This is a genomic window from Neobacillus driksii (assembly GCF_013409995.1).
In the GTDB taxonomy this organism is placed as follows: Bacteria; Bacillota; Bacilli; order Bacillales; family Cytobacillaceae; genus Neobacillus; species Neobacillus driksii.
In genome coordinates, this window is the sequence record NZ_JACCBX010000008.1 from 87252 (window position 1) to 107796 (window position 20545).

The following is a 20545-nucleotide window of genomic DNA, read 5'->3' on the forward strand; positions in this document are numbered from 1 at the left end:
TAATCTATTAATAATGCTCAAGATTAGGAACAATTAACTAGTCCTCCTAACTTGATTATATATAATTCCGTATTTTCTGAATAGTAAAAATAACGACACAATATGACATGAACTATTAATGAGGAATTTTACCAGCATTATTGCTTGTAAAATTTTTATCCATTTATTGTCAATAGTTTTTCAACTGGAATTTTTACAAGTTGGGAGAACTTTTCAAATGCTAGATTTGCATTTAATTCTACACCGATTAAAGTGATAAAAGGTTGGCCTTCATATTCCATAAAGACTTCCCAACTCAGCCTATTCCCACTGAATTGAACTAAATAAATGCTATTGTCTTCTTCTAAAAAGACAAAGCCTTTTGCCCTAATTAGGTTGGGCTTTAGACAAAAGAAATAATCCTCTATGATGATTTTAGTTACTTTAATTGGAACAGGAATAGCAATGGTAGATAAATATTCGTAAGAAGGTGGATTTGCGTGCTGCTCCCTATCCTCTGAAGCTTGTAAGGAAACTTCATGCTGTTTTTTTTCGGTTCTATTAATAGTAAGTAGTTGATCCAGACCCACCTGACCGCTAACCGTGAATAGAAGCTCAGCTGAATCATTTATCTCTTTGATTAAGTTTTCAATTTTGGATTTATCCAATTTCTCTACCAAATCTACCTTATTTACAATAATGGAATCTGCAGAACATAGCTGTTTGGTATAGGTGGTCCTCATATCGAAAGACGTTATCCCTGAAATAGTTTCAGCATCTACAAGCGAAACCACACTTTTCACATAAATTCGAGAAATTAATTCTTTTTTCAACATTTCATCCATGACTTCCTCTGGATTAGCAATGCCTGTTAATTCAACAAAAATAATGGTTGGGTTTGTCTTTAATAGTTGTTCAAAACTATTTATCAGTTCACTTTTTTTACTGCAGCAGATACATCCGTCATTTAAAGACTGAATTGGTATAGAACTTCTCCCATTAATAATGTGGCTGTCAACGTCCATCTTTCCGAATTCATTCATGAGTACCCCAAACGTCATGTCCTTTTGCTTTGATTCCTCAAGCAAATTTAATAATAAAGTTGTCTTGCCACTGCCTAAAAATCCACTTAAAATAATAACCGGCACTCTGCTCATAGATTTCTACCGATTCTATAACAAGAAGCTCAAGTTTCCGATAAATTCGTTATTATTAATGAGCTCCACTTTTTTAGAGGCAATTTTCCACGAGTTCCCGTTGATCCTCAGCTTATGTTCAAATCTGCCAGAATATATGGTTTGGATACTCCTCCTTAATTCCACAATAATAAAATTAGAGCTTACGATAATGGCTTGATCATCTTGACCTAGAACTCTAATATTTGTGATTAAATGCCTCGTTTTTGATTGCGGATCTTGACCATATGCTAAACCACTTTGTAATCGCCAAACTCTTTCTCCCAACCGCTCTTTGTCGTCGTATATGATTGATACATGAGTATTCGGATCATAGTGATCTTTATTTGACGGAATCCAATAAGAGGCGTCCTCTGTAAATAAGTCCAGCCATTCACTAAATTTCCCATCATCCAAATAAGAGGCTTCATCTATAAGAAAAGCTTCTACATCCTTTCGGCCTATAAGAACTCCATTCATTTTCATGCCTCCTATTATCCTATTATTCTTTCACCATTAATCGTCGCCATTCTTTGTATAACGACCTCGCCGATACCTCATCACTTGAAGTGGCAGTAATAATCCCGTTTTCATCTATTTCTTCGCGATTCATTCCTCGGCTGATTTCAAGCCATTCTGCTCCGTTCACCCTTGCATTAAGCCCCTCCATGACTCGATCAAATCCAACCTCGAGGTCATCTACAGTACCAAAACCAGCTGGCCCATAGAAACCTTCATGTTTTCTTAACCTGCTGGCATTCTCTTCTATAGAAACCCCTTTGAGCATGATTGGATATAGGCTGACATACGTCTTGTTAACGGATATAGGTCTCGTTACACGAACTTGAGAACCAACAAAGCCTAGGTTAGGGAAAATAATCAAATTAAATGGTAATGCCCCAATGCCAAGGTCTCCATCTAATTCATATAAGGAGTGTCCATTTCCCAAATCGCGTATTTTTTCGTTCTTGTGCATTTTTGAGAAATTAATTCTTTTTCCCGTTTTATTTGCGACAAGATTAAAGAAACTCCTATGGGTGACACTTAAATGATACGGATCAATCGTGTTTTCTACCTGAAGCTTCCAATTGCCGTCAAAGCTGTATTTATGAACACCTGCATTTAGTGCAATACCTTCTGGTCCGGTACTAACCACATAATCGATATATTTACGGGCATGCCCCAAATAGTCTTCCAGACTAGGAACATCTTCAGACAAACTAGCAAAGATAAATCCCTGGTATACTCCAACCTTTGGCACTTTGATTAACCCCATTTTACAGCGATCAAATTTTTCATCATACCCGTCTTGAAATGGCATTCCTGTCAGATCACCATTATTGGAATATGTCCAGCCGTGGTAGGCACAACGGAAATAGTTTGCATTTCCTTGCTCCTGTTGACAAACTGTAGCAGCTCTGTGCCTGCAGCGGTTTAAGACAACATGTATTTCTTCTGTGTCAGAGTCGCGTGTAACAATCACCGGATTCGTTCCTAAAACCGTTGTCTTATAGTCCCCTGCATTAGCTATCTCACTTTCATGTGCTACATATACCCATGTATTTTCAAAGATTTTCTTCATTTCTTTTTCAAATATGGCTTCATCTTTATAGACATCTCCGTGGACTGCTCCGGTTTTAACTAGATCCGAAATGTTCAATGTTTCCATCTTCAATTTCACCCATCTTCCTATAGAGAATCGTTTACAACTGCAACATGTATGCATCCATCCTCACCGTATGCATGCATCCTGACTGCTTTGGCTGCCTCTTCGATAGAAAAACTGTGCGTAACCATCTTTTCAAGAGGGTATTTTCTTGATTCGATTACCCGTAATGCAACTCCGACAGCTTTCTTTGGCCTGCCAAGTACTCCTTTTACGGTCAGCAGCTTCCAAGTGATTTTACTAGACATAAGATTTTGGGATAATTTTTCATCCGTACCTGAGTGAACGATAGTTGCTCTGAGTCCTGCAAGGTCTAATGCAGTTACCAGCTGTTGAGGGGCAGTTGCTGCGTTAATAATGGTATCTGCCATTTTACCATCAGTTACTGCATGAACTTCTTTAACGAGATCCTGAGTATCTGCAAAAAACGTGTGTGTCGCACCAAATTCCTTTGCTAATTTTAGACGATGTTCGTCTTTAGACATACCCGTAACAATGATTTTACCCGCCCCTGCTTCTTTAGCCCCGATTACTGCACCTAAGCCCATTGGTCCTGGTCCTTGAATCAGGACGGTATCACCTACTTTCGTATTACCCACTTCTTGAACCCAGTGGATACCGTTAGATATCGGAATATATAATTGTAAAAGCTCCGGTGAAACTTCAGAGCTTGCTTTATGAATAATAGAATTAGGGTGCAGATACATATATTCTGCAAATCCTCCCCATAATGCCGTTTTTTCATGGTCTATTCTCATTGCTCCATACCGTAAATCAAAACATTGTTGATAGTTTCCGGTTAGGCAATTATTACAGGATCCACAGGGGATATACTCTTCCACCACCACACGGTCACCTTCTTGTAACCCCCAGCGTTCTGCAGCCTTTTGACCTAAATTTGTTACCCTTCCAACTATTTCATGTCCAATCACACATGGGAGTTGAAATACCCCATTTCCGCCATTTAAATAAGCTTCACTGTCAAATCCACATACGCCACAGGCTTCAACATGGAGAAGGGCGTCATTTTCACCTGTTTCAGGGATTGGAAATTCCTTTATTTCTATCGTTTCCTTTTCTGTCAGTACAGCTGCTTTTACTTTATTCAAATGATTTTACCTCCTACTTAAATCCGCTCTAGTCAACCAACTCTTCTGAAATATGCTATATGTCGTCTGCTTCATCAATCCATCTTGTTTGAGAAGGATCTAAAAGAGAAGTAAGATCCTTGTGCGAACTCCATAATAAACTTTCTAATTCAAGGGGATCGAAATAAGAGGTTTTTCCGGTTCGGATATCCTTTATTAATAACCGATCCCCATTAGCAGTCCTGTCTAGTTTTACGGAAACATGTGCAAATTCATTTTTTAGGACAAAGCCTTCGCTCAATTTCATTCACCTGCATTCAATTGAAGTTAGTTAGTGCCCACTAACATAACATTACACTTTTGCACATTTTTACATATTAGTTATCAATATATTAACAAAATTCTGATAATATAAAACGTAGTGTGTTAGATTAGCTAGCAACAATTCTCCATTGGATATCTTCTTTTTCAGTGCCTTCTATGATTTCCTTTGCTTCTTGACGACTTTCATAGTCACGGTCTTCTATTCTTCTTCCAGGGACGGAAGTATCAAATTCATCAGCAAATGGGAACGGATGAATAAGGATTTCTCCATTTCCTTTGGATTTTATTGTTAAGTGAACCGGTTCACTTTCTCTGGTCATTCTCACTGGCCCTAATGTAACTTCATTCTTTTCTTTAGGATTATTTAACCCCATGAATAAACCTAAGCGATCCATAACTTGAAAATACTCATATTGCATCCAAATGTTATCTTCAAATTCACTGCGTTTATGTTGTGCTGCCCAATACTGCTGCTTAATATCAACCCATTCCTTTTGGATACTGTTAATTGTATCATTCATAAAGCCTCTGAGATCATCGGAAACTTTATAGGTAAAAGTTGGATCATATCCAAACCTACTTGTATATAAACCAATCCAGTGCATACCCAACATCATCCCTGCATAGGGGTCCTGTTTTAAGGTATTACGATAGCCAATTTCGTAGAAACGAACATGTTCAGGTAAATTTACTTCTAAAAAGTTTGTTGGGCGTTTTGTAGTTTCGTTAAATAATACTTCATCATCAGGCTGCTTCCATCCAGCGTCATGTTTTTCAATTCCAAGACTTACCGATTCATGGTTTACTAACTTTTGAAACTGTTCGTTTCCCCATAACCTAGATACGGTTCCCATTTGGATGGCATGTTCGTCCTGCCTAACCAACACTAATTTTCCGTCCTGCTTAGAGATTATCATTTACCTTCCCCCTCAAGTTTAAGCGTTTCCAAAAGGGATATAACCTGTTGAACAGGTATGACATCACCGTACTTTTGTTGTATATCAAACAAGTTAATCGCATGGGTCGTAATGCCACGATCAAATGCACATTCTTCTGGAACCACAACTTTATAGTTATTTGAAAAAGCGTCAACTACAGTTGCTCTAACACATCCGCTTGTTGTGCATCCTGTCACGATTACACTATCTACTCCCTTTGCTGTTAAAAGAGATACTAATGGAGTTCCAAAAAAAGCACTTGGTTTTTTCTTTGATAGAATGATTTCACCATTGATCGGTGCTAATTCTTCAACTACTTTAGTTCCTTTTTCTCCTTCTAGGAGCAGCGGGTGATCAAAAATCTGACCCTTAATTGCTACACGGTCATTATGACTGCTCTTGGACCCTTCGATAATGGTATAGATCACTGGTAGTTCTTTTTCTCGGAATGTGTCTAGTACTCTTCTAATATGTGGAATGGCTTCCCAACTCGCTGTTCCACAACTAGTTGGATAGGTTTTTATTGCCTCTTCAATCTCCTCTGGACCATCCCCTGTGAATCCATATTGCACATCGATAATCAAGAGTGCTGGTTTTTTTCCCAAGCCATACATCGACCCTAAACCAGCGCCAGAGTAAATTTTTGAATCCCGTTCATCTAAGTATTTTTCCCAGATTCTAGCCATTCGCTTTCACCTCTCTTACCCGTAAGTTATGACCTTATCACAAGCAGCGGTCATTTCGACTAGCACACTAGGAGACCCTAATTCTATTTTTTTCCCTACTAGCTCTTCGTCCGTAACACCTCTTGCCCCGCAGGATACTTTTGATAGAACAATTCGTCCCCCAAGTTCGAGAATTTCATTAACAGAGTTTCGTAACTCCGTTGCCGTTACCCCTACACCAAAAACAGTGTCAAGATTTTCTTCCTTAAGTAATTGGACTGCACTTCCTGCAAGAAACATAGAGGCCTGATGACCATCCCGAAGAGCTGTTTTAGCAATTAGAAAAGCCCTGTCTGCTTGGGTTGGTGCCTCTGGACCGTGTGTTAAGTGTATTAATAAATGCATGTTTTTTCCTCCTCAATTAATTGACTTTTCCATTTACCTGACTGGGAGTTAAGTGATCAATAAATACCTGGACACTTCCTTTTATTACATCCTCTTCGGAAAGGGAAGTGATGGTTTCTCCTGAAACGAAAGATCGGGATATAAATAGACCATAACTCATATAAAGAAAATTCATTGCTGTGAGCTCATAATCACAGTCTCTGATAAGTTCCCTTTCATTCATCTCTTCTAAATATTTAACAATCAATTCCTTTAATTGCCTTGGATGCTTATTAACCTGGTCAAGCAGTCCCGGTACATTATGGCCTTCTTGAATGGCAATCTTTATGACATTTTTATTCTTTTTCATGATGGTGTGATACGTCTCGGCAATCATCAATAAATCTTTTTCTAGATTCCAAATTAACTTATGTTCAAAAAGCTCCTTCATCTGAAAACTATAATAGTAACGGTCAATAGCTGCTTCTAATATTTTCTTTTTGTTCGGAAAATGTCTGAAAAGAGTCATTTCACTCACAGCAGCTTTTTCAGCTATTTGTTTTGTGGTGGCTCCTTTAAATCCTTTTCTCGCAATCATATCGATCGCGACTTTCAAGATTTTTTCATCCGTCGTCATATTCCTTCTACCTACCTAACTATGTTTGTTAGTACTCACTAACTTTCTCTTATAATGAATGTTATAATAGTGACAAAAATGTGTCAATACATTTTCTGAATTATTTAAAAATTTTAAATGAATAATCCCTTACGAAAAAGTACCGGCACAACTTGTACAGGCGCTTTCAATTGTTTGGTAACTGTTGATAGCGTTCCAATAACTCAATAATTACTTTAAAACCATGAATTCCCTCATCTAGTAAACACGATATGTCTTACCTGTTTGACCACCTTCTACACTCTTTTGATAGGCTTTAGCCACGCGGTATGCAGAAACAGGCTCGAATCCAGGAAAATAAGGACCATATTTTTCAATTGATTCAGCTAAGACCGTTGGACTAATGTTATTAATCCTGATTCCTCTCGGTAACTCAAATGCCACCGATTCCACAAAGGCTTTTATTGCTCCCCCCACCATGGCCGCAGAAACACCACCCACAATTGGGTCCTCCATAATAATACCGGTTGTTAAGGTAAAACTACCATTATTGTTTACATATTCATGACCAAGAAGAACTAAGTTTACTTGGCCTTTTAACTTGCTTTGAATCGATAATTCATTCTTTTCAGGCGTAAGTTCTGTCAGTGTGCCAAAGAATGTGGCACCCGCTGCACAAATAACGGCATCCACCTTCCCTATTTTTACGTACATCTCTTTGATGCTATCTGGCGATGTAATATCGACCAGTAACTCTGCTCCATTCCGCCCAGCAGTCACCACTTCATGTCTCATTTCTAATTCTTTATGAACCGCACTGCCAATTGTCCCATTGGCTCCTATTAAAAGAACTTTCACTTTGAAAACAGCCTCCTCAAATTAGGTGACAACTAATTTACGTTTTTTAATTTGGTATTTCCTTCCTATCATGATGATAATTATATACTATATCTACCTATCCTATTTAATCAACAATAAAATGGATAAAGTGGAAATTTATCCAAAACCTACTTTCATTCCCTTGGAATCAATCTCAAGGATAGGTTTTTTACTCCACTTAAGTCTAACAAGGTAATTGGAGGATTGGCTTAAAGAATGTATTCTAAAACTAACGAAGAGTCGTATTTCGTGAACAAGTGGTTCAAGCCTGTAACGGTGTAGGCTTTTCACAAAATATCGCTTTCGAAGGGAAAGTCATTGACGCATTAAAAGGGTTAGTATCTGCAGGCTTGGGTGTAACCTTAATGCCTGAGATGACATTGGTCGATAACACACCACGATCTACTATCGTTATTCTCCTTTCAGATTCGAGGCTCACACAACAGATAGAAACAGGAGGATTACTATGTCATTATCAAATATAAATCTACACATTTGGAAGCCAATTTCAACCTGTTCCGAAATCATGGGAAACCGAAGTGACAACTTCAACTGATTCTCCTTTTTCGGATAAATTAATGTTGTATCATATTGGTTTCTTATTTAAAGCTGCACAAAACTATCATGGTGCAGGTCTTACATCATCCATGAGAACGGATCTTGTGACAGCTTATGAGGGTACGATCCTAAAAAGTCTTATGATCACAAAAAAATGGTTTGATTTGATGATACAAAATAAATGGTTAGAACAACCGCCTCTTGCTCCTAATGGAGAAGAAATTGCAGAACAAAAATAATAACCATATCTCCATTTACATAAGGAGTGCTTTTTTTATAAAAAATTCCTATTCAAACTAACCAGGTAGAATAGAAAGACACCGTTGGTCGTACGGTGTCTTTCTTGGTGAAATAATTTATATTTTTAAAATTCACGTCAAGTTATTCTTCTTACTTGGTGTCTCATCCATTGATATGCCCAATCAAACTATAAAATTTTATTAAAAACGCTTGGAGAATAGTTTCCCTCAGTATACCTAGTTGTTTTGACCTCTTCAGTTAAATTTCCTTTATCGGAGCCTTTTAGACTGTTTTTATTTTTCCATTGGTCGTACGTTAAGAGGCCCATTTTGTCATCGTTTAAATAATTAATATAGTCTTTACCATAAATATACATCCAAGGTTCACCTCCATTGTACACTAACAATGTATGCACTTTCATTATTAAAAAACACCATAACAAGGCTAAAAAAGTGTCACAAATCCCCGTAGTTATATTCCTACAAGGAGTTTCGATGGCCAATAATTCTACTAACTGACGCCGTTCCCTTGCTTCTATATAATCGTTTATAAAAAATATTAAGTTCTGTTGTTTCATCCCTCTTCTCAACAAAGGCATAGCCGTTGGCATCTGTGACCACATCCAATGGAACCTCATAAAAGGTTTGGTAATACCTTTTTGGTATAAATGAGTAATGATTCTCTCGATCTTTTTTGTTGGAAGTCTTACCGTTATTTCATACATCGTTATTTCTCCATTCGGTTGGCATTATCTTTATCGCCAGTTGGACGAAAATAAAAACCTCTTACATGACAAACACTGAAGACGCTGTTTTATGACTTTCTGATTAACACTTTTATAATCCTCTATTTCGGCTTTATATAACTAGATAAATAACTTTAAAATATTGACTTGGTTAGTATTTTAAAGCTTCAGTTATGTTAATATTTATTTGGGCTGAAGCATCAAAAGCGACATCTATAAAAATTAAGACTTAATTGAAGGAGATCGTATATGATTATTCGAGAAATTAAGAAAGTAGATAATGCAAAAGTTAAAGAAATCATACAAGATTCATTAAAATCACTTGGATTAGATATTCCTGGAACAGCTTATTTTGACCCGCAGCTTAACGACCTTCATCAATATTATAATAATCTAAAACATGCGAACTATTGGGTAGTAGATATGGAAGGAGAAGTAGTTGGTGGAATTGGTATAGCACCGTTTAATGAACAGGATAAGATTTGCGAATTGCAAAAGCTTTATTTAGCTACAAAAGCACAGGGCCTCGGACTTGGAAAGAAGTTAATGGAAACAGCTTTGTCATTTGCCTCTAAACATTACGAAAAATGCTACTTAGAAACAACACATGATTTAAAAGCTGCATGTATTTTATATGAGAAATTTGGATTTACACTTTTAGAAGAACCACTAGCAGGTTCTGACCATTCTGCTATGAATGCTTGGTATTTAAAAGATTTGAGTAACATGCCTAAATGGCAGTCGGGTTTGACATCATAATTGGTGTGTAAAAGAGCAAAGCTCGCCATCGTAATGGGCGAGCCAGCTCTTTATTAGAGTACTAATTACCAATGGCATCTAAACGTTTCGTGTTGGACTTGCTTTTGATGCTCCATTACCTTCTTGTGCGAAGGAAGGAATAACGTCATGATTCATCTATTCATCGGTATAATTAAATATTCTATAGGGATAATAGGTACGTGAAAATTATTCGTAGGAGGTGCTATAGGTGAAGTCAAACGATGAGAAATCAAATAATGAATTAAATAAAGTCGAAGAGTTTTTACTTGATAAAACCGACAATGTACAGATTGATAAGAATATCACTTCCGCTAAAGACGGATTTCGATACGATTACAATGATTCATCGGATTTTAATGATGACAATAACTAATCATGTTGAACCGCGAGTGGACATTTGAGTAAAAACTCACTCTCTTTTAGTTAAGAACTCGTGTCCATTATCCGAGTACCTAGCAAAAGTAAAATAAGCGGAGCTTTTCCGGTTATATGCAGAATGTAGCTCGTTTCGGGGTGTATTAGCGGAGTTTTTCCGCTTAATCAAAAAAAAAATCTCCCATTTTCAAATATTTCGAACCAATAGGCGGAATCTCTCCGTCTATTTCAGCATTTTTTAATACTAATTACTAAATAGGCGGAATTTATCCGCCTATTTATCACCTCAGGTGCTTAACCTGATCCCCAACCGATAAGTGAAGACCTATTAATACCTTATGATCAGGAACCCCAAAAGATTTTAATAATCCAAAGCCAAAGGAAGTGCTCCCCGAGGTCCGCAAACTGATATTTGATGGGAAATATACAGAAGCAGATCAATTAATTATCGCTTTTATCGGTGTCTTCCATTCGCACAGCATACAATCAAACTATTTATTTTTATTAATAACGCTTGAAGAATAATTTCTCTCAGGATTCCTAGTCTTTTCGACCCTTTCGGTTGAATTTCGGTTACCTGCGTCCAGTAGACTGTTTTTATATTTCCATTGGTCATAGGTTAATAAGCCCGTACTGTTGTCGTTTAAATATTTAATATAGTCTTTCCCATAAATATACATCTAAGGCTTCACCTCCATTGTATAGTAACAATGTATGCGCTTTCATTAATAAAAAACACCAAAGCCATAAATAAAAAAAGTGTCACTTTTCCATGTAGTTTTCCTACAAGGAATTGAGACACCTGTTTGATCAATATATATTTCATTAATAGGCTTTTTAAGGGCACGTAAAAAGACATGTCACCCATTCGTTACTTTGTTTCTTTTCCTTCAACAAGAATCCTGCCTCTTCAAATAAAGTCTCTACCCGATGGGAATTCCATTCAAGCATTCCGGACGTTATAAAAGTAGTGTCCTTGCAATCTAACAGTCTCTGAGCGTTAAGGATATCGATATTTTCCTGCGTTCCGATATTAAGGAAGATCCAATCATATTTTTTATTCATTCGATTTTTATTCTTGATTAAATCACTTTGGATCACATTCACCGGCCTGACACCATTTAATTCACACTGATAAAGTATTTCCCGTTCGACCGGTTGGATGTCATATGTATCGATCGTACTTGCTCCCTTGAGTACTGAAGCAACACTTAATACTCCTGAACCTGCTCCGATATCCGCAACGCTCAACCCTGTAAAATCATTTTGTAATATGAAGTACAAACAATCTTTTGTGGTTTCATGATAGCCTGTACCAAAATTCCCTTGGGAGTCTAGTACAATCCGTTTTTCTTTGTCGTAATGATTCTTTCTATCCGGTGTCGTGATGACCCAGCCATTCTCGAGGAAAATATCATCAAAACTCTGCTGGTAATTCAACTCTTCAATTTCCTTAACCACCAAACTGGACTCATCAATCGCTAATAATTCTACCAACTGACGTCGTTCTCTTGCTTCGATATATTCATCTATATAGATATTAAGTTCTGTTGTTTCATTTCTCTTCTCAACAAAGGCATAGCCGTTGGAATCTGTGACCACATCTAATGGAACTTCGTAAAAGGTTTGGTAGTAGCCTTTTTGATATAAATGAGTAATGATTCTCTCGATTTTTTTAGTTGGCAGTTTTACGGTTATTTCATACATGGTTTTTTCTCCTAGCAGTTGGCATTATTAATCATACTTTTTATCATTATCGCCAGTTGAACGGGAATAAAAACGGCTTAGATGACAAACACGGAAGAACTGTTTTATGATTTTCTGATCCATGCAAAAATAGAGATAAAAAAATGCATTATCGCTATTGGATAATATCGTAGAAGTACGACCCGACAAGATATAGGAATCATAGAAAAACACCTTACGTTGTATATTAGTATTGATCCCAATCAACGGAGAGGTGTTTTTTCTATGGTTATGGTGTAAATGATGACGCTCGTTCGATTCTCATGCATTTGATGAACGAACAATTAATAGGGCTAAAAGTGCACCTGCTAATGCAACCATTCCACCCCAGAAAAACGCTTGTTGGTAGCCCTCGTTTAGAGCGACTAACGGGTTCCCTCCAATTGCGGAGGTTGATGCAGCAGCAATGGAAACCCAAAATGGCTAAGCCAACTGCCGATCCTACTTGGTACGTAGTATTATATAAACCTGATGCAAGACCGGACTCTTCTGATTTAGCTTCCGATACAGCTGCCGTAGTTGCAGGAAGATAGGCAAGGGCATTTCCGAGAGCGGCCAATAGAAGTGGGATGAACACATCACTCCAATAGTGTCCATTAATCGTATTTCCAGAAAATAAGAGACCAGAAATACCTAGTATGATAAATCCGATGAACATTGTAACCTTCATACCGAATTTTGCCATTACTTTTTCAGCTAAAACAACCATGAATATGGCCATCAGAACAGGTGCCGGTAACATGCCCATTGCGGCCATGAAAGGTTCAAATTCCAATACCTGCTGTAAATAAAGAATAAGGAAATAAATAAGCGGAAACCAAGATGCCGCTAACAAGATAAGAGCAAAGTTGCCCGCTGCCAAGTTGGGCGTCCTAAAGATACCAAGCGGCATTAACGGTTCTTTTCTAAACACCTGAATGAGAATAAAGAGGATGAATAAAATCGCTCCAATCGTCAAAGGCAATAAAGTAGAGAGCGCTTGCCAGCCATTATGTTCTGCTGTAACGATACCGTAAACAATCAGAATCAATGCTGCAGTAACGGAAATAGCACCTGCATAGTCAATCCGACCAACTTTCCTCGTGCCTTTCTGCAGGAGTCTTGGCGACATAATTAAAACGAGAATACCAACAGGAACATAGAATAGTAATGTCCATCTCCAACTGAGTAACTGTGTAAGAACTCCACCAAGAACAATCCCAATGGAGCCACCCGCCGCCCCGGAAAGTCCCCAGAATGCAAGCGCCTTTCCCAGTTCCTTTTTGTTTGCACCAAACAATATCATTACTATCGAAAGTGCAGCAGGTGCAATCATAGCTGAACCAGCACCTTGGATTGCTCTTGCTACGTTAAGTGATATTTCATTCCAAGCTAACCCTGCGAATAAAGACGCAATGGTTAAGATTGATACTCCCCACATGAAAATACGTCGGTGACCGAATAAGTCTGCCAATCTTCCCCCTAATAATAGGAGTCCTCCGAACAAAATAAGAAAGGCATTCATTACCCATTGCAAGTTTGCCTCCGTATAGCCTAGTGAGTTTTTTATCGCAGGTAAAGCAACTTGGATTATAGCGGTATCCATCATAACAAGAAAGTTCGCAAAAGCTAATAAAGCAAGTGCTTTCCAGCGTTTCGGATTAGGTTGTGCTATTGTCTGTGATTGTGATGGCATAAAACAATCCCTCCAATTTTTGGTGTTTAATGTTTCTCTAATTTTAGAAATTGTGAAGAACTTCTCGTATTTCATCTCTTCCATTTCTCTTTAGAAATTTATTGAATGTCTCCCGGTTTTTACCCTTTTGTGAATATACCTCAATGATCTTTTCTACTGTTTCGTACAATTCTTCTGATGTAAGTTTCTCCATTAGCAAGGAACCAACCTCTGCGTCTTTCCCTTTTGCCTTTCCTCCAACATATAAATCGTAATAATCTCCAATTTTCATAATGCCTATGTCGCTTAACATTGGTTCACCGCAACCAATAGGGCAACCTGTGTAAGCCACCTTTAGCGTAAATGGTACTTGTTTCCCTGCTATACGGTGATTTAACTCTTTTGCCACCGGCATACCTTCCTCTTCTTCCCCTTTGCAAAAATTACAGGTTCTCAAACTTTTTACGTAGTTTCCAACCGGATAACATGCTAATCCAACCCGTTGAAATTCTTCTATGATTTCTTCTTTTTTATCTTCCGGGATTTCTATATAAAAGTTGCTGGAATGTTGTTAACTCAATTTCCTCATCTTCAATCATATATTTTGAAATCGTCACTAGCTGTTTTGCATTTAACCTAGCACCAAACCCAATTCCTCCATTTACGGCGTATTTAATTTTTTTTACATCGTTCTCCATATAAATCTCTCCTCTGTTATTAAAAACTCAAATTCTATTTAATAGTTTACTAGTTACCATACTGCAGTAGGGTATATAAAATAGTCAAAAATATACCTGCTCCAATATACTGGTAGGATATTTGATTATTTATATGTTTCAAATTTTTTTAGATTTTTTTCAAATTATACCAATAGGGGGGGGTATAATTTATTGTTAAAGATAACGTGCTAGCCATAGCACGCTGGTTGTTTATTTATCGGATCCGGTGACAATTTTCATTCATCTAACATCAAATCCGCATTACTAATCTACTATACCCCCATATGGTATGTCAATGGTTTTTTAACAGCTTTAAATTAATGAAAATAGGCTTTACTCGATTGAAGTAAAGCCCTCGTTAAACTGTTACATTTCTATATCAATTTCTATTTCACGAATTGCTGTAACCTTAATTGATTTAATTTCTGCGATTTGGTTATTGATTACCTCAGCTCTTGCTGCCATTGGTGAATCACTTTTGACGAAGCTGCCCTCTTTTAATGGCGAAATATAAATATACATTCCTTTTGCTATTAGGTCTTGTATATGCTGATTTAGGCCGATTTCCCATGTATTATTATTACAAAAATTATCATGAATGAGCTCGCCATCGATAAACGCATACCCAATATCGCCGACATATTCAATTTGAAGGAGAAGTTCCTTCACATCGTCAAAAGCTTCAGGCTGAAAATCAATCATTGCTTTATTTTGGTTGACCATTTTAACCTCTAAGCCTGAATGAGTATTAATGAGCGATTTCTTATATTCCTTAAATAAGCCATGGTTCCGACAAGAAATTTCCTCTCCGGCTATTTTAATCGGTACATTAAAGCCAGGAAATGATTTTATTTCAACCGTCTCTAGCCCTTCGCTTTCTAATCTTATCTTTTCTTCGTCTACAAGTAAGGTTGCATTCGTAATGAAGACCTGCTCTTTTCCTCTAAAATGAAACTTCCAAAATTTTAAGCTTTGTTCATGTGTTAACGTACAAACATGAAGCCTCTTACCAGATTTCAACGTGAAATCAACTAGACTAATCTCCTCATTACTTACTTGTATCAACGTATATTCATCCGAAATGATGTTTCCATTATCTACGCTTACCTCTTGGATATCACTACTTTCAAAATAATACTCACCATTCATTCCTTTTGGAGTGAAGAAGAAAAAGTATGTTTCACCCTGATGCTCTATGCTTGTGAGTAATTGTGTTGTCGAATATTTAAGATTTAGTCCTTGCAGATCCAAGTTGAATGGAAGGATACAGCACTCATCCTTTGCTAACGACATACTATCGGTTTTAGGAAGGCATATCTCTTCATTCTCGAGGTTCACTGTGATCGTAATGTCTTTTTGGTCTTTTGTTTTAACATGGTCCTGATAATTATTAATAAAAACAAAACCAGAATCTTGATGTGCTCTTACAGCGAATCTTAAAGTTTCAATATCACATGGGTCCATATCTTTCGTATCATAGGGAAGGACTGTTTTGGTTCTGCAAAAGCTTTCCTCCACTGATTTATAAAAGTAGTGTTGACGCTTTAGTCGCTTATATGACTCTCTTATTTGTCCAAACTCTCCAATCGGAGCTTGATAGTCGTAGGATATTTTAGGTGTAGCGTTTTCATTCAAGAAAGGGTTCTTTTTCCCCTTCGGATTTGAACCACCATGGAAAACATAGTAGCCAACAAAGTTACATCCACCGGCTACCTTCATTTCCGCCATGGCATCAACACTTTCATAGGGTAACTTAAATCTATATTTATAAAATACAGTCATCCCTCCACCCATTTCACAGCAGGCAAATGGCAGGCTCTCTGGACGATAAGCAGGATCAAACCCGTAGTTTTTCTGTTCGTCATTATGATAGTCTCTAAAAATGAATTCAGGTGTAGCCGGGTGCTCCTTCACATCACCATAGAAAATCCATGGCCAAAACGCGTAGCCTCCCCACAATGGGAGCACCTCTTCAACAGGGGCTGCTGCACCTCCCCAGCCTGTACTTGTATAGATTGGAGTATCGATCCCAGCTTGAGTGGCTAACTCTTTTAGTTTAATAATATGTGCTTTTCCATCTCTACCTGCGGATACCCACTCATTGCCTGTTCCATTGGTGATTTCCCACGGTGCACCTGCGTGTTCATACTCATTCTCAATCTGGGTTCCGATGATAGGCCCCCCGTCTTTAAAAAGTAATCCTAGAACCTGTTTGCCGATTTCTTGATAAAACCTCTCCACATATGTCAAATACTCTTGATCATTCGAACGCAGCTCAAACGGTCTTCCAAAGAGCCAATCGGGAATTCCCCCATTTCTCGCCTCACCATGGGCAAACGGACCGATTCTCAAAATGACACCCAACCCATGCTTTCCGCAAAGCTCAACGAATCTTCTCAGGTTTTTATTCGCATCCCAATCAAATATTCCTTTCTCCTCTTCATGATGGTTCCAAAAAATATAGGTTGGGATCATATTAATCCCTGCCATTTTCATTTTGATGATTTCATCTTCCCATTTTTCACAGTTATATCGACTATAATGGAACTCACCGCTTATACCGAAAAACGGCCGGCCATTTTTCTCCATATAGTAGTTTGTAAAACTATATTTTTCTCCTGTTTTATTTACTTCACCAAGCTTTGTTTCAAGCGGGTATATCTCTTTTTGCGTGTTTTTTACGTCAATACTATATGCTCTCATGAAACGATTCCATCCTCCCAAATTGGCAAACAGGCTTTAAAACCTAAATTTCTTTAGACCCGTTCCCATAAGGAACGAGCGATCCTTGCAAACAGCAGTGCCTGTGTCCAGCGGTCGCTCACCTCGCACTCGACTCCGTCCGTGCCACGCACTGTGATTGAATAAGGTGGCGGTCCCAGTTCGCAGATAAACGGCAGCACCTCGCCTTCCTTTGCCGCTTGATGCCAGCTCCGCATACCTCCAAGCCACCAACGTTGGAAATGCTTCAACATCGGGTCTTCGGACTCGATTTCACCTTCACCCACATTCTCAAACATGGGTATATCAATCTGCACCTGCTCCCCGTTCGATACGCGAGCATGTATACTCTTCGTCCGAGAGAGCAGCGTCTGGAGCAGCTCTTCAGCCTCGCCCGACACCGTTCGCATTTCCCCGGCAACGACATAATGTGAGAAATCAATCGTTAATTCAAGCTCAGGCAAGCGCTCCGCATACTCCACCGTGCGCAGGAGATCCTGAGTGATGGTGCCGCGGTGCGTTTCGATATACGCTGGGATGCCAGCGGACCGCGACAGCTCTGCCATTTCCGCAAGCAGTTGAACAGCATGATCTCCGACCAGAAACGGCCTCATCACCTGTACGTTGACGAAATCGACCCTTCCAAACGATTTTGCCTTGCGAAGAAAAACATCCAGCTCCTCCGCCGTTTTCGGATACGCGTTTACACTGTATGAAAGGTTGTATTGATACAGCAACCGTTGCCATTGTTCTGCCTCCTCGCCCTCTGGCAGCATTCCGTTAATACCGTCGTAGCCCGCTTCGGCAATGCGCCGCACCTTCTCTTCCATGCTCCATTCATTGCCAGCCCCATTATGACCTCCTAGCCCGCTCATCCCCCACCAGGACATTAACACCTCGAGCCGTGGCTCGCGCTTAGTGGACATACGGTGAATCGTACTCAACTCCGCACGGACCTCCATCCGGATTGCTCTCCAGTTCCACAGGCGTTCCATCAACACGGAACAGAGGACGATAATGTGTGGCAATGTGTGTGGCCGAGCTGTTAGCGTAGTGGCAAATAAATGAGCGGCGGAAACGATCTTTCGTCTTATTACGGTAAGAGCCGTGAATTAAATTCCCATTGAAAAAAAGCACATCGCCCCTCTCCATGACTACAGGAATTGCCTTCTGATCCTTTGGCGGCTTTACATAGTGAGTAGTGAACGATTCCTTGGAATCGGACAACTCAGGACATACGATATCATATTCACTCGTCTTTGGAACAACTAACAGCCCGCCGTTTTCCTCATCCGCCGAATCAATCGCAGTCCAAGCAGCGATACAATTGCCTGGCTCGACCTTTAAGTAAAAGTTATCCTGATGAAGCGCCTGGCCCCGTGCTCCCGGTGGCTTGTAATAGAACATGCTTTGTGCCGCCAGTGGTTCTTCCTCATATAAATCAGCAAGCACATCCATGACCGGTGGATGGAGCATATACCGTTTAGCTGTTTCATTAAAACGGTGTGGATGCATAACTCTCGGATAACGCTTTAGCGGGTCGGCTGTTTCCTTTTGCAAATCCGGCTCAAAATACCCCGGAATCACCTTATTGCTGATATCCTCAAAGGTTTTGTCAATCTCCGCCAGGTTCTCCTCCGTAAACAGTCCTTTAACGATTAAATAACCTTCCGTTTCAAACTGTCGTTTTTGCTCATGCGTTAACACTCGATGTTTATACACCATGTCTTCGCCCTCCCCTAATTCTACTGAAGTGATATTTATCACACCTTTATTATACGGATGAAATAAAGACTAGAAGAAGGATGAATCTTGCTAACAATGCATACGATTCTGCTATTTTTTCAAAAGTGCACTTGTGGGATACCCGCAGTTAAGCTAAACTATCCCTGAGAAAGTATTATTAAGAAAAAGGATGAGTGCCATGAAACAGGACAGCCGCTCCAACGATAACGGATCTATCTACAGCATGGTAATTGCTGGACATTACCATGAGAGTGACACCTATTCTATTGCACGTCCGGACGGAATGGGTGACTGGCTTATCACTTACACACTAGGCGGTGAAGGTTATTTCGAGGCGGATGGCTGCGAGCAGCGGGTAATTGCCGGTGACGTAACCCTATTGAAGCCGGGAACACCCCATCGATACGGTACGCCTAAAGAAAAAATTTGGGATTTTGTTTGGGCACATTTTACTGGCGGATTCATGGACGCAAGTATACTGCCACCCGATGCTTTGACCATCAAGCATATTGAACAGCAAGGATTAAGAGAGCGCATCTACCACGGTTTTCTCCGAATTCTATCAGATTCCCGGGAACAAGGTGCTTATTGGCACGAGCTGTGCTTGGGTGCATTGCGGGAGGTCTTGATGCTGCTCGCAAAGCAGCAATCCAGCGGGTTTGACCCGCGGATTGAAGAAACGCTTTATTTGCTCGCCCAACGGATGCAGGAGACTGTTCGAGTTGAGGAGCTGGCCCGTAGTGTTGGGCTCTCGGCATCGAGACTATCGCATTTATTTAAAGAAAACACCGGCGAATCCATTGTGGAGGCACTTAACCGCATGAGAATTAAACAGGCTGCATTGCTGCTTGCACATACGAATCGGAATGCAGCGGAAGCGGCCCATGACGTAGGCTTTCAAAATTACAACCACTTTACCCGGCAGTTTCGCAAATATGTAGGTGTGACTCCAAGCGAGTTCAGCCGCCAAAGCGCCCAGACCAAAGAGTAGCAGTGTCCGAATTAGTTGATTTTGTAATTCTGACAGATTGGGGAAATTTCCATGGAGCAAGTGTCAGATTCGAGGGTTGGCGTTTATAATTTATGCGGTTTTAGAAAATGGAAAGGGCGGACAGTTTAAAATACTGTCCGCCCTCAGGCTGTCGAGAAAGTTCGACAGCCTTTTTTTCATACCTATAGCAAATGCACTGTGTTTTTCTAATGTAGGTGGAGCGTTCGATTTATCTTCAAGACCCCTGCTAAAGGACTAATCCTTCTTGGCAGTACGTACGATTTGTCTTCAAGACCCCCGATTGAGGACTAATCCTTCCTCGCAGCGCTTACGATTTGTCTTCAAGACCCCCGATTGAGGACTAATCCTTCCTCGCAGCGCTTACGATTTGTCTTCAAGACACCTGATTGAGGACTAATCCTTCTTGGCAGTGCGTACGATTTGTCTTCAAGACACCCAATTGAGGACTAATCCTTCCTCGCAGCGCTTACGATTTGTCTTCAAGACCCCCGATTGAGGACTAATCCTTCCTCGCAGCGCTTACGATTTGTCTTCA

Annotated in this window: 21 protein-coding genes and 2 pseudogenes; 5 read left to right on the forward strand and 18 right to left on the reverse strand. The window is 39.4% G+C overall.

All coding sequences use genetic code 11. The annotated features are described in order from the left end of the window. Positions 1-155: 155 nt before the first annotated feature. The 10 genes from F4694_RS18460 to F4694_RS18505 form a co-directional block, all read right to left on the reverse strand. Complete coding sequence (locus F4694_RS18460; protein WP_179600641.1) at positions 156-1136, reverse strand: CobW family GTP-binding protein; 981 nt, start codon at positions 1134-1136, stop codon at positions 156-158. A gap of 15 nt (positions 1137-1151) precedes the next feature. After that, positions 1152-1634, reverse strand: a complete 483-nt coding sequence (locus F4694_RS18465) for an aromatic-ring-hydroxylating dioxygenase subunit beta (protein WP_179600643.1) — start codon at positions 1632-1634, stop codon at positions 1152-1154. Between the two features lie 22 nt (positions 1635-1656). Further along, positions 1657-2823 carry an aromatic ring-hydroxylating oxygenase subunit alpha gene (locus tag F4694_RS18470; RefSeq protein ID WP_179600645.1) on the reverse strand — a complete coding sequence of 389 codons (1167 nt, stop codon included), beginning with the start codon at positions 2821-2823 and terminating at the stop codon, positions 1657-1659. A gap of 20 nt (positions 2824-2843) precedes the next feature. Then, positions 2844-3929: a zinc-dependent alcohol dehydrogenase gene (locus F4694_RS18475; protein ID WP_179600647.1), complete on the reverse strand. Its 1086-nt coding sequence runs from the start codon at positions 3927-3929 to the stop codon at positions 2844-2846. A 55-nt stretch (positions 3930-3984) separates the two neighbouring features. Further along, positions 3985-4209: a hypothetical protein gene (locus tag F4694_RS18480; RefSeq protein ID WP_218895740.1), complete on the reverse strand. Its 225-nt coding sequence runs from the start codon at positions 4207-4209 to the stop codon at positions 3985-3987. A 130-nt stretch (positions 4210-4339) separates the two neighbouring features. After that, the gene (locus F4694_RS18485) at positions 4340-5149 is read right to left on the reverse strand and encodes a DUF3891 family protein (RefSeq protein WP_179600652.1); all 810 of its coding nucleotides are present in this window, start codon (positions 5147-5149) and stop codon (positions 4340-4342) included. Further along, positions 5146-5856 (reverse strand): isochorismatase family protein, encoded by a 711-nt coding sequence (locus F4694_RS18490; protein WP_179600654.1) that lies wholly within the window; start codon positions 5854-5856, stop codon positions 5146-5148. The genes F4694_RS18485 and F4694_RS18490 overlap by 4 nt, the downstream gene beginning before the upstream one ends. A gap of 15 nt (positions 5857-5871) precedes the next feature. Continuing rightward, complete coding sequence (locus F4694_RS18495; protein WP_179600656.1) at positions 5872-6240, reverse strand: DsrE family protein; 369 nt, start codon at positions 6238-6240, stop codon at positions 5872-5874. 16 nt (positions 6241-6256) lie between these two features. Continuing rightward, positions 6257-6856 (reverse strand): TetR/AcrR family transcriptional regulator, encoded by a 600-nt coding sequence (locus F4694_RS18500; protein WP_179600659.1) that lies wholly within the window; start codon positions 6854-6856, stop codon positions 6257-6259. Positions 6857-7093: 237 nt separating this feature from the next. Next, entirely contained in the window at positions 7094-7693 is a 600-nt protein-coding gene (locus tag F4694_RS18505) for a short chain dehydrogenase (protein ID WP_179600661.1), read from the reverse strand. A gap of 278 nt (positions 7694-7971) precedes the next feature. Between F4694_RS18505 and F4694_RS18510 the strand changes: the two genes are divergently transcribed. Further along, positions 7972-8199, forward strand: coding sequence for a LysR substrate-binding domain-containing protein (locus tag F4694_RS18510; RefSeq protein ID WP_179600663.1), 228 nt, complete (start codon positions 7972-7974; stop codon positions 8197-8199). A 27-nt stretch (positions 8200-8226) separates the two neighbouring features. Next, positions 8227-8511 (forward strand): annotated as a pseudogene (locus tag F4694_RS18515) (DUF3231 family protein); the annotation flags it as partial. A gap of 188 nt (positions 8512-8699) precedes the next feature. Here the strand turns inward: F4694_RS18515 and F4694_RS18520 are convergent. Then, a complete protein-coding gene (locus tag F4694_RS18520; protein ID WP_179600665.1) occupies positions 8700-9236 on the reverse strand; it encodes a hypothetical protein in 537 nt (178 codons plus the stop codon). Positions 9237-9506: 270 nt separating this feature from the next. On the opposite strand from F4694_RS18520, the gene F4694_RS18525 reads away from it, so the two are divergent. Then, positions 9507-10016, forward strand: a complete 510-nt coding sequence (locus tag F4694_RS18525) for a GNAT family N-acetyltransferase (protein WP_179600667.1) — start codon at positions 9507-9509, stop codon at positions 10014-10016. Between the two features lie 229 nt (positions 10017-10245). Continuing rightward, positions 10246-10410 carry a hypothetical protein gene (locus F4694_RS18530; protein WP_179600669.1) on the forward strand — a complete coding sequence of 55 codons (165 nt, stop codon included), beginning with the start codon at positions 10246-10248 and terminating at the stop codon, positions 10408-10410. A gap of 493 nt (positions 10411-10903) precedes the next feature. Here the strand turns inward: F4694_RS18530 and F4694_RS18535 are convergent, their stop codons facing one another. From F4694_RS18535 to F4694_RS18565, 7 genes and pseudogenes are all read right to left on the reverse strand, one after another. After that, positions 10904-11092, reverse strand: coding sequence for a hypothetical protein (locus F4694_RS18535; protein WP_179600671.1), 189 nt, complete (start codon positions 11090-11092; stop codon positions 10904-10906). 157 nt (positions 11093-11249) lie between these two features. Continuing rightward, positions 11250-12119: a 50S ribosomal protein L11 methyltransferase gene (locus tag F4694_RS18540; protein ID WP_179600673.1), complete on the reverse strand. Its 870-nt coding sequence runs from the start codon at positions 12117-12119 to the stop codon at positions 11250-11252. A 268-nt stretch (positions 12120-12387) separates the two neighbouring features. Then, the gene (locus F4694_RS18545) at positions 12388-13833 is read right to left on the reverse strand and encodes an MFS transporter (RefSeq protein ID WP_218895741.1); all 1446 of its coding nucleotides are present in this window, start codon (positions 13831-13833) and stop codon (positions 12388-12390) included. Between the two features lie 43 nt (positions 13834-13876). Continuing rightward, a pseudogene (locus F4694_RS18550) lies at positions 13877-14510 on the reverse strand (nitrite reductase). A gap of 387 nt (positions 14511-14897) precedes the next feature. Beyond that, on the reverse strand, positions 14898-17234 hold the full coding sequence (locus tag F4694_RS18555) for a beta-galactosidase (protein WP_179600675.1): 2337 nt from the start codon (positions 17232-17234) through the stop codon (positions 14898-14900). Positions 17235-17287: 53 nt separating this feature from the next. Further along, a complete protein-coding gene (locus F4694_RS18560) occupies positions 17288-18082 on the reverse strand; it encodes a sugar phosphate isomerase/epimerase family protein (RefSeq protein ID WP_257029302.1) in 795 nt (264 codons plus the stop codon). An 85-nt stretch (positions 18083-18167) separates the two neighbouring features. Continuing rightward, positions 18168-18977: a phytanoyl-CoA dioxygenase family protein gene (locus F4694_RS18565; RefSeq protein WP_179600676.1), complete on the reverse strand. Its 810-nt coding sequence runs from the start codon at positions 18975-18977 to the stop codon at positions 18168-18170. A 199-nt stretch (positions 18978-19176) separates the two neighbouring features. Here F4694_RS18565 and F4694_RS18570 point away from each other — a divergent pair, with 199 nt between their 5' ends. Beyond that, positions 19177-19989, forward strand: coding sequence for a helix-turn-helix domain-containing protein (locus tag F4694_RS18570; RefSeq protein WP_179600678.1), 813 nt, complete (start codon positions 19177-19179; stop codon positions 19987-19989). The last annotated feature ends 556 nt before the right edge of the window (positions 19990-20545 follow it).

Bases quoted from the DNA above. Each gene is read 5' to 3' on its own strand.
- F4694_RS18460 (WP_179600641.1), bottom strand. From the start codon at position 1,136: ATGAGCAGAGTGCCGGTTATTATTTTAAGTGGATTTTTAGGCAGTGGC.
- F4694_RS18465 (WP_179600643.1), bottom strand. From the start codon at position 1,634: ATGAATGGAGTTCTTATAGGCCGAAAGGATGTAGAAGCTTTTCTTATA.
- F4694_RS18470 (WP_179600645.1), bottom strand. From the start codon at position 2,823: ATGGAAACATTGAACATTTCGGATCTAGTTAAAACCGGAGCAGTCCAC.
- F4694_RS18485 (WP_179600652.1), bottom strand. From the start codon at position 5,149: ATGATAATCTCTAAGCAGGACGGAAAATTAGTGTTGGTTAGGCAGGAC.
- F4694_RS18490 (WP_179600654.1), bottom strand. From the start codon at position 5,856: ATGGCTAGAATCTGGGAAAAATACTTAGATGAACGGGATTCAAAAATT.
- F4694_RS18495 (WP_179600656.1), bottom strand. From the start codon at position 6,240: ATGCATTTATTAATACACTTAACACACGGTCCAGAGGCACCAACCCAA.
- F4694_RS18500 (WP_179600659.1), bottom strand. From the start codon at position 6,856: ATGACGACGGATGAAAAAATCTTGAAAGTCGCGATCGATATGATTGCG.
- F4694_RS18520 (WP_179600665.1), bottom strand. From the start codon at position 9,236: ATGTATGAAATAACGGTAAGACTTCCAACAAAAAAGATCGAGAGAATC.
- F4694_RS18525 (WP_179600667.1), top strand. From the start codon at position 9,507: ATGATTATTCGAGAAATTAAGAAAGTAGATAATGCAAAAGTTAAAGAA.
- F4694_RS18535 (WP_179600671.1), bottom strand. From the start codon at position 11,092: ATGTATATTTATGGGAAAGACTATATTAAATATTTAAACGACAACAGT.
- F4694_RS18540 (WP_179600673.1), bottom strand. From the start codon at position 12,119: ATGTATGAAATAACCGTAAAACTGCCAACTAAAAAAATCGAGAGAATC.
- F4694_RS18545 (WP_218895741.1), bottom strand. From the start codon at position 13,833: ATGCCATCACAATCACAGACAATAGCACAACCTAATCCGAAACGCTGG.
- F4694_RS18555 (WP_179600675.1), bottom strand. From the start codon at position 17,234: ATGAGAGCATATAGTATTGACGTAAAAAACACGCAAAAAGAGATATAC.
- F4694_RS18560 (WP_257029302.1), bottom strand. From the start codon at position 18,082: ATGGAAGAGAAGGTGCGGCGCATTGCCGAAGCGGGCTACGACGGTATT.
- F4694_RS18565 (WP_179600676.1), bottom strand. From the start codon at position 18,977: ATGGTGTATAAACATCGAGTGTTAACGCATGAGCAAAAACGACAGTTT.
- F4694_RS18570 (WP_179600678.1), top strand. From the start codon at position 19,177: ATGAAACAGGACAGCCGCTCCAACGATAACGGATCTATCTACAGCATG.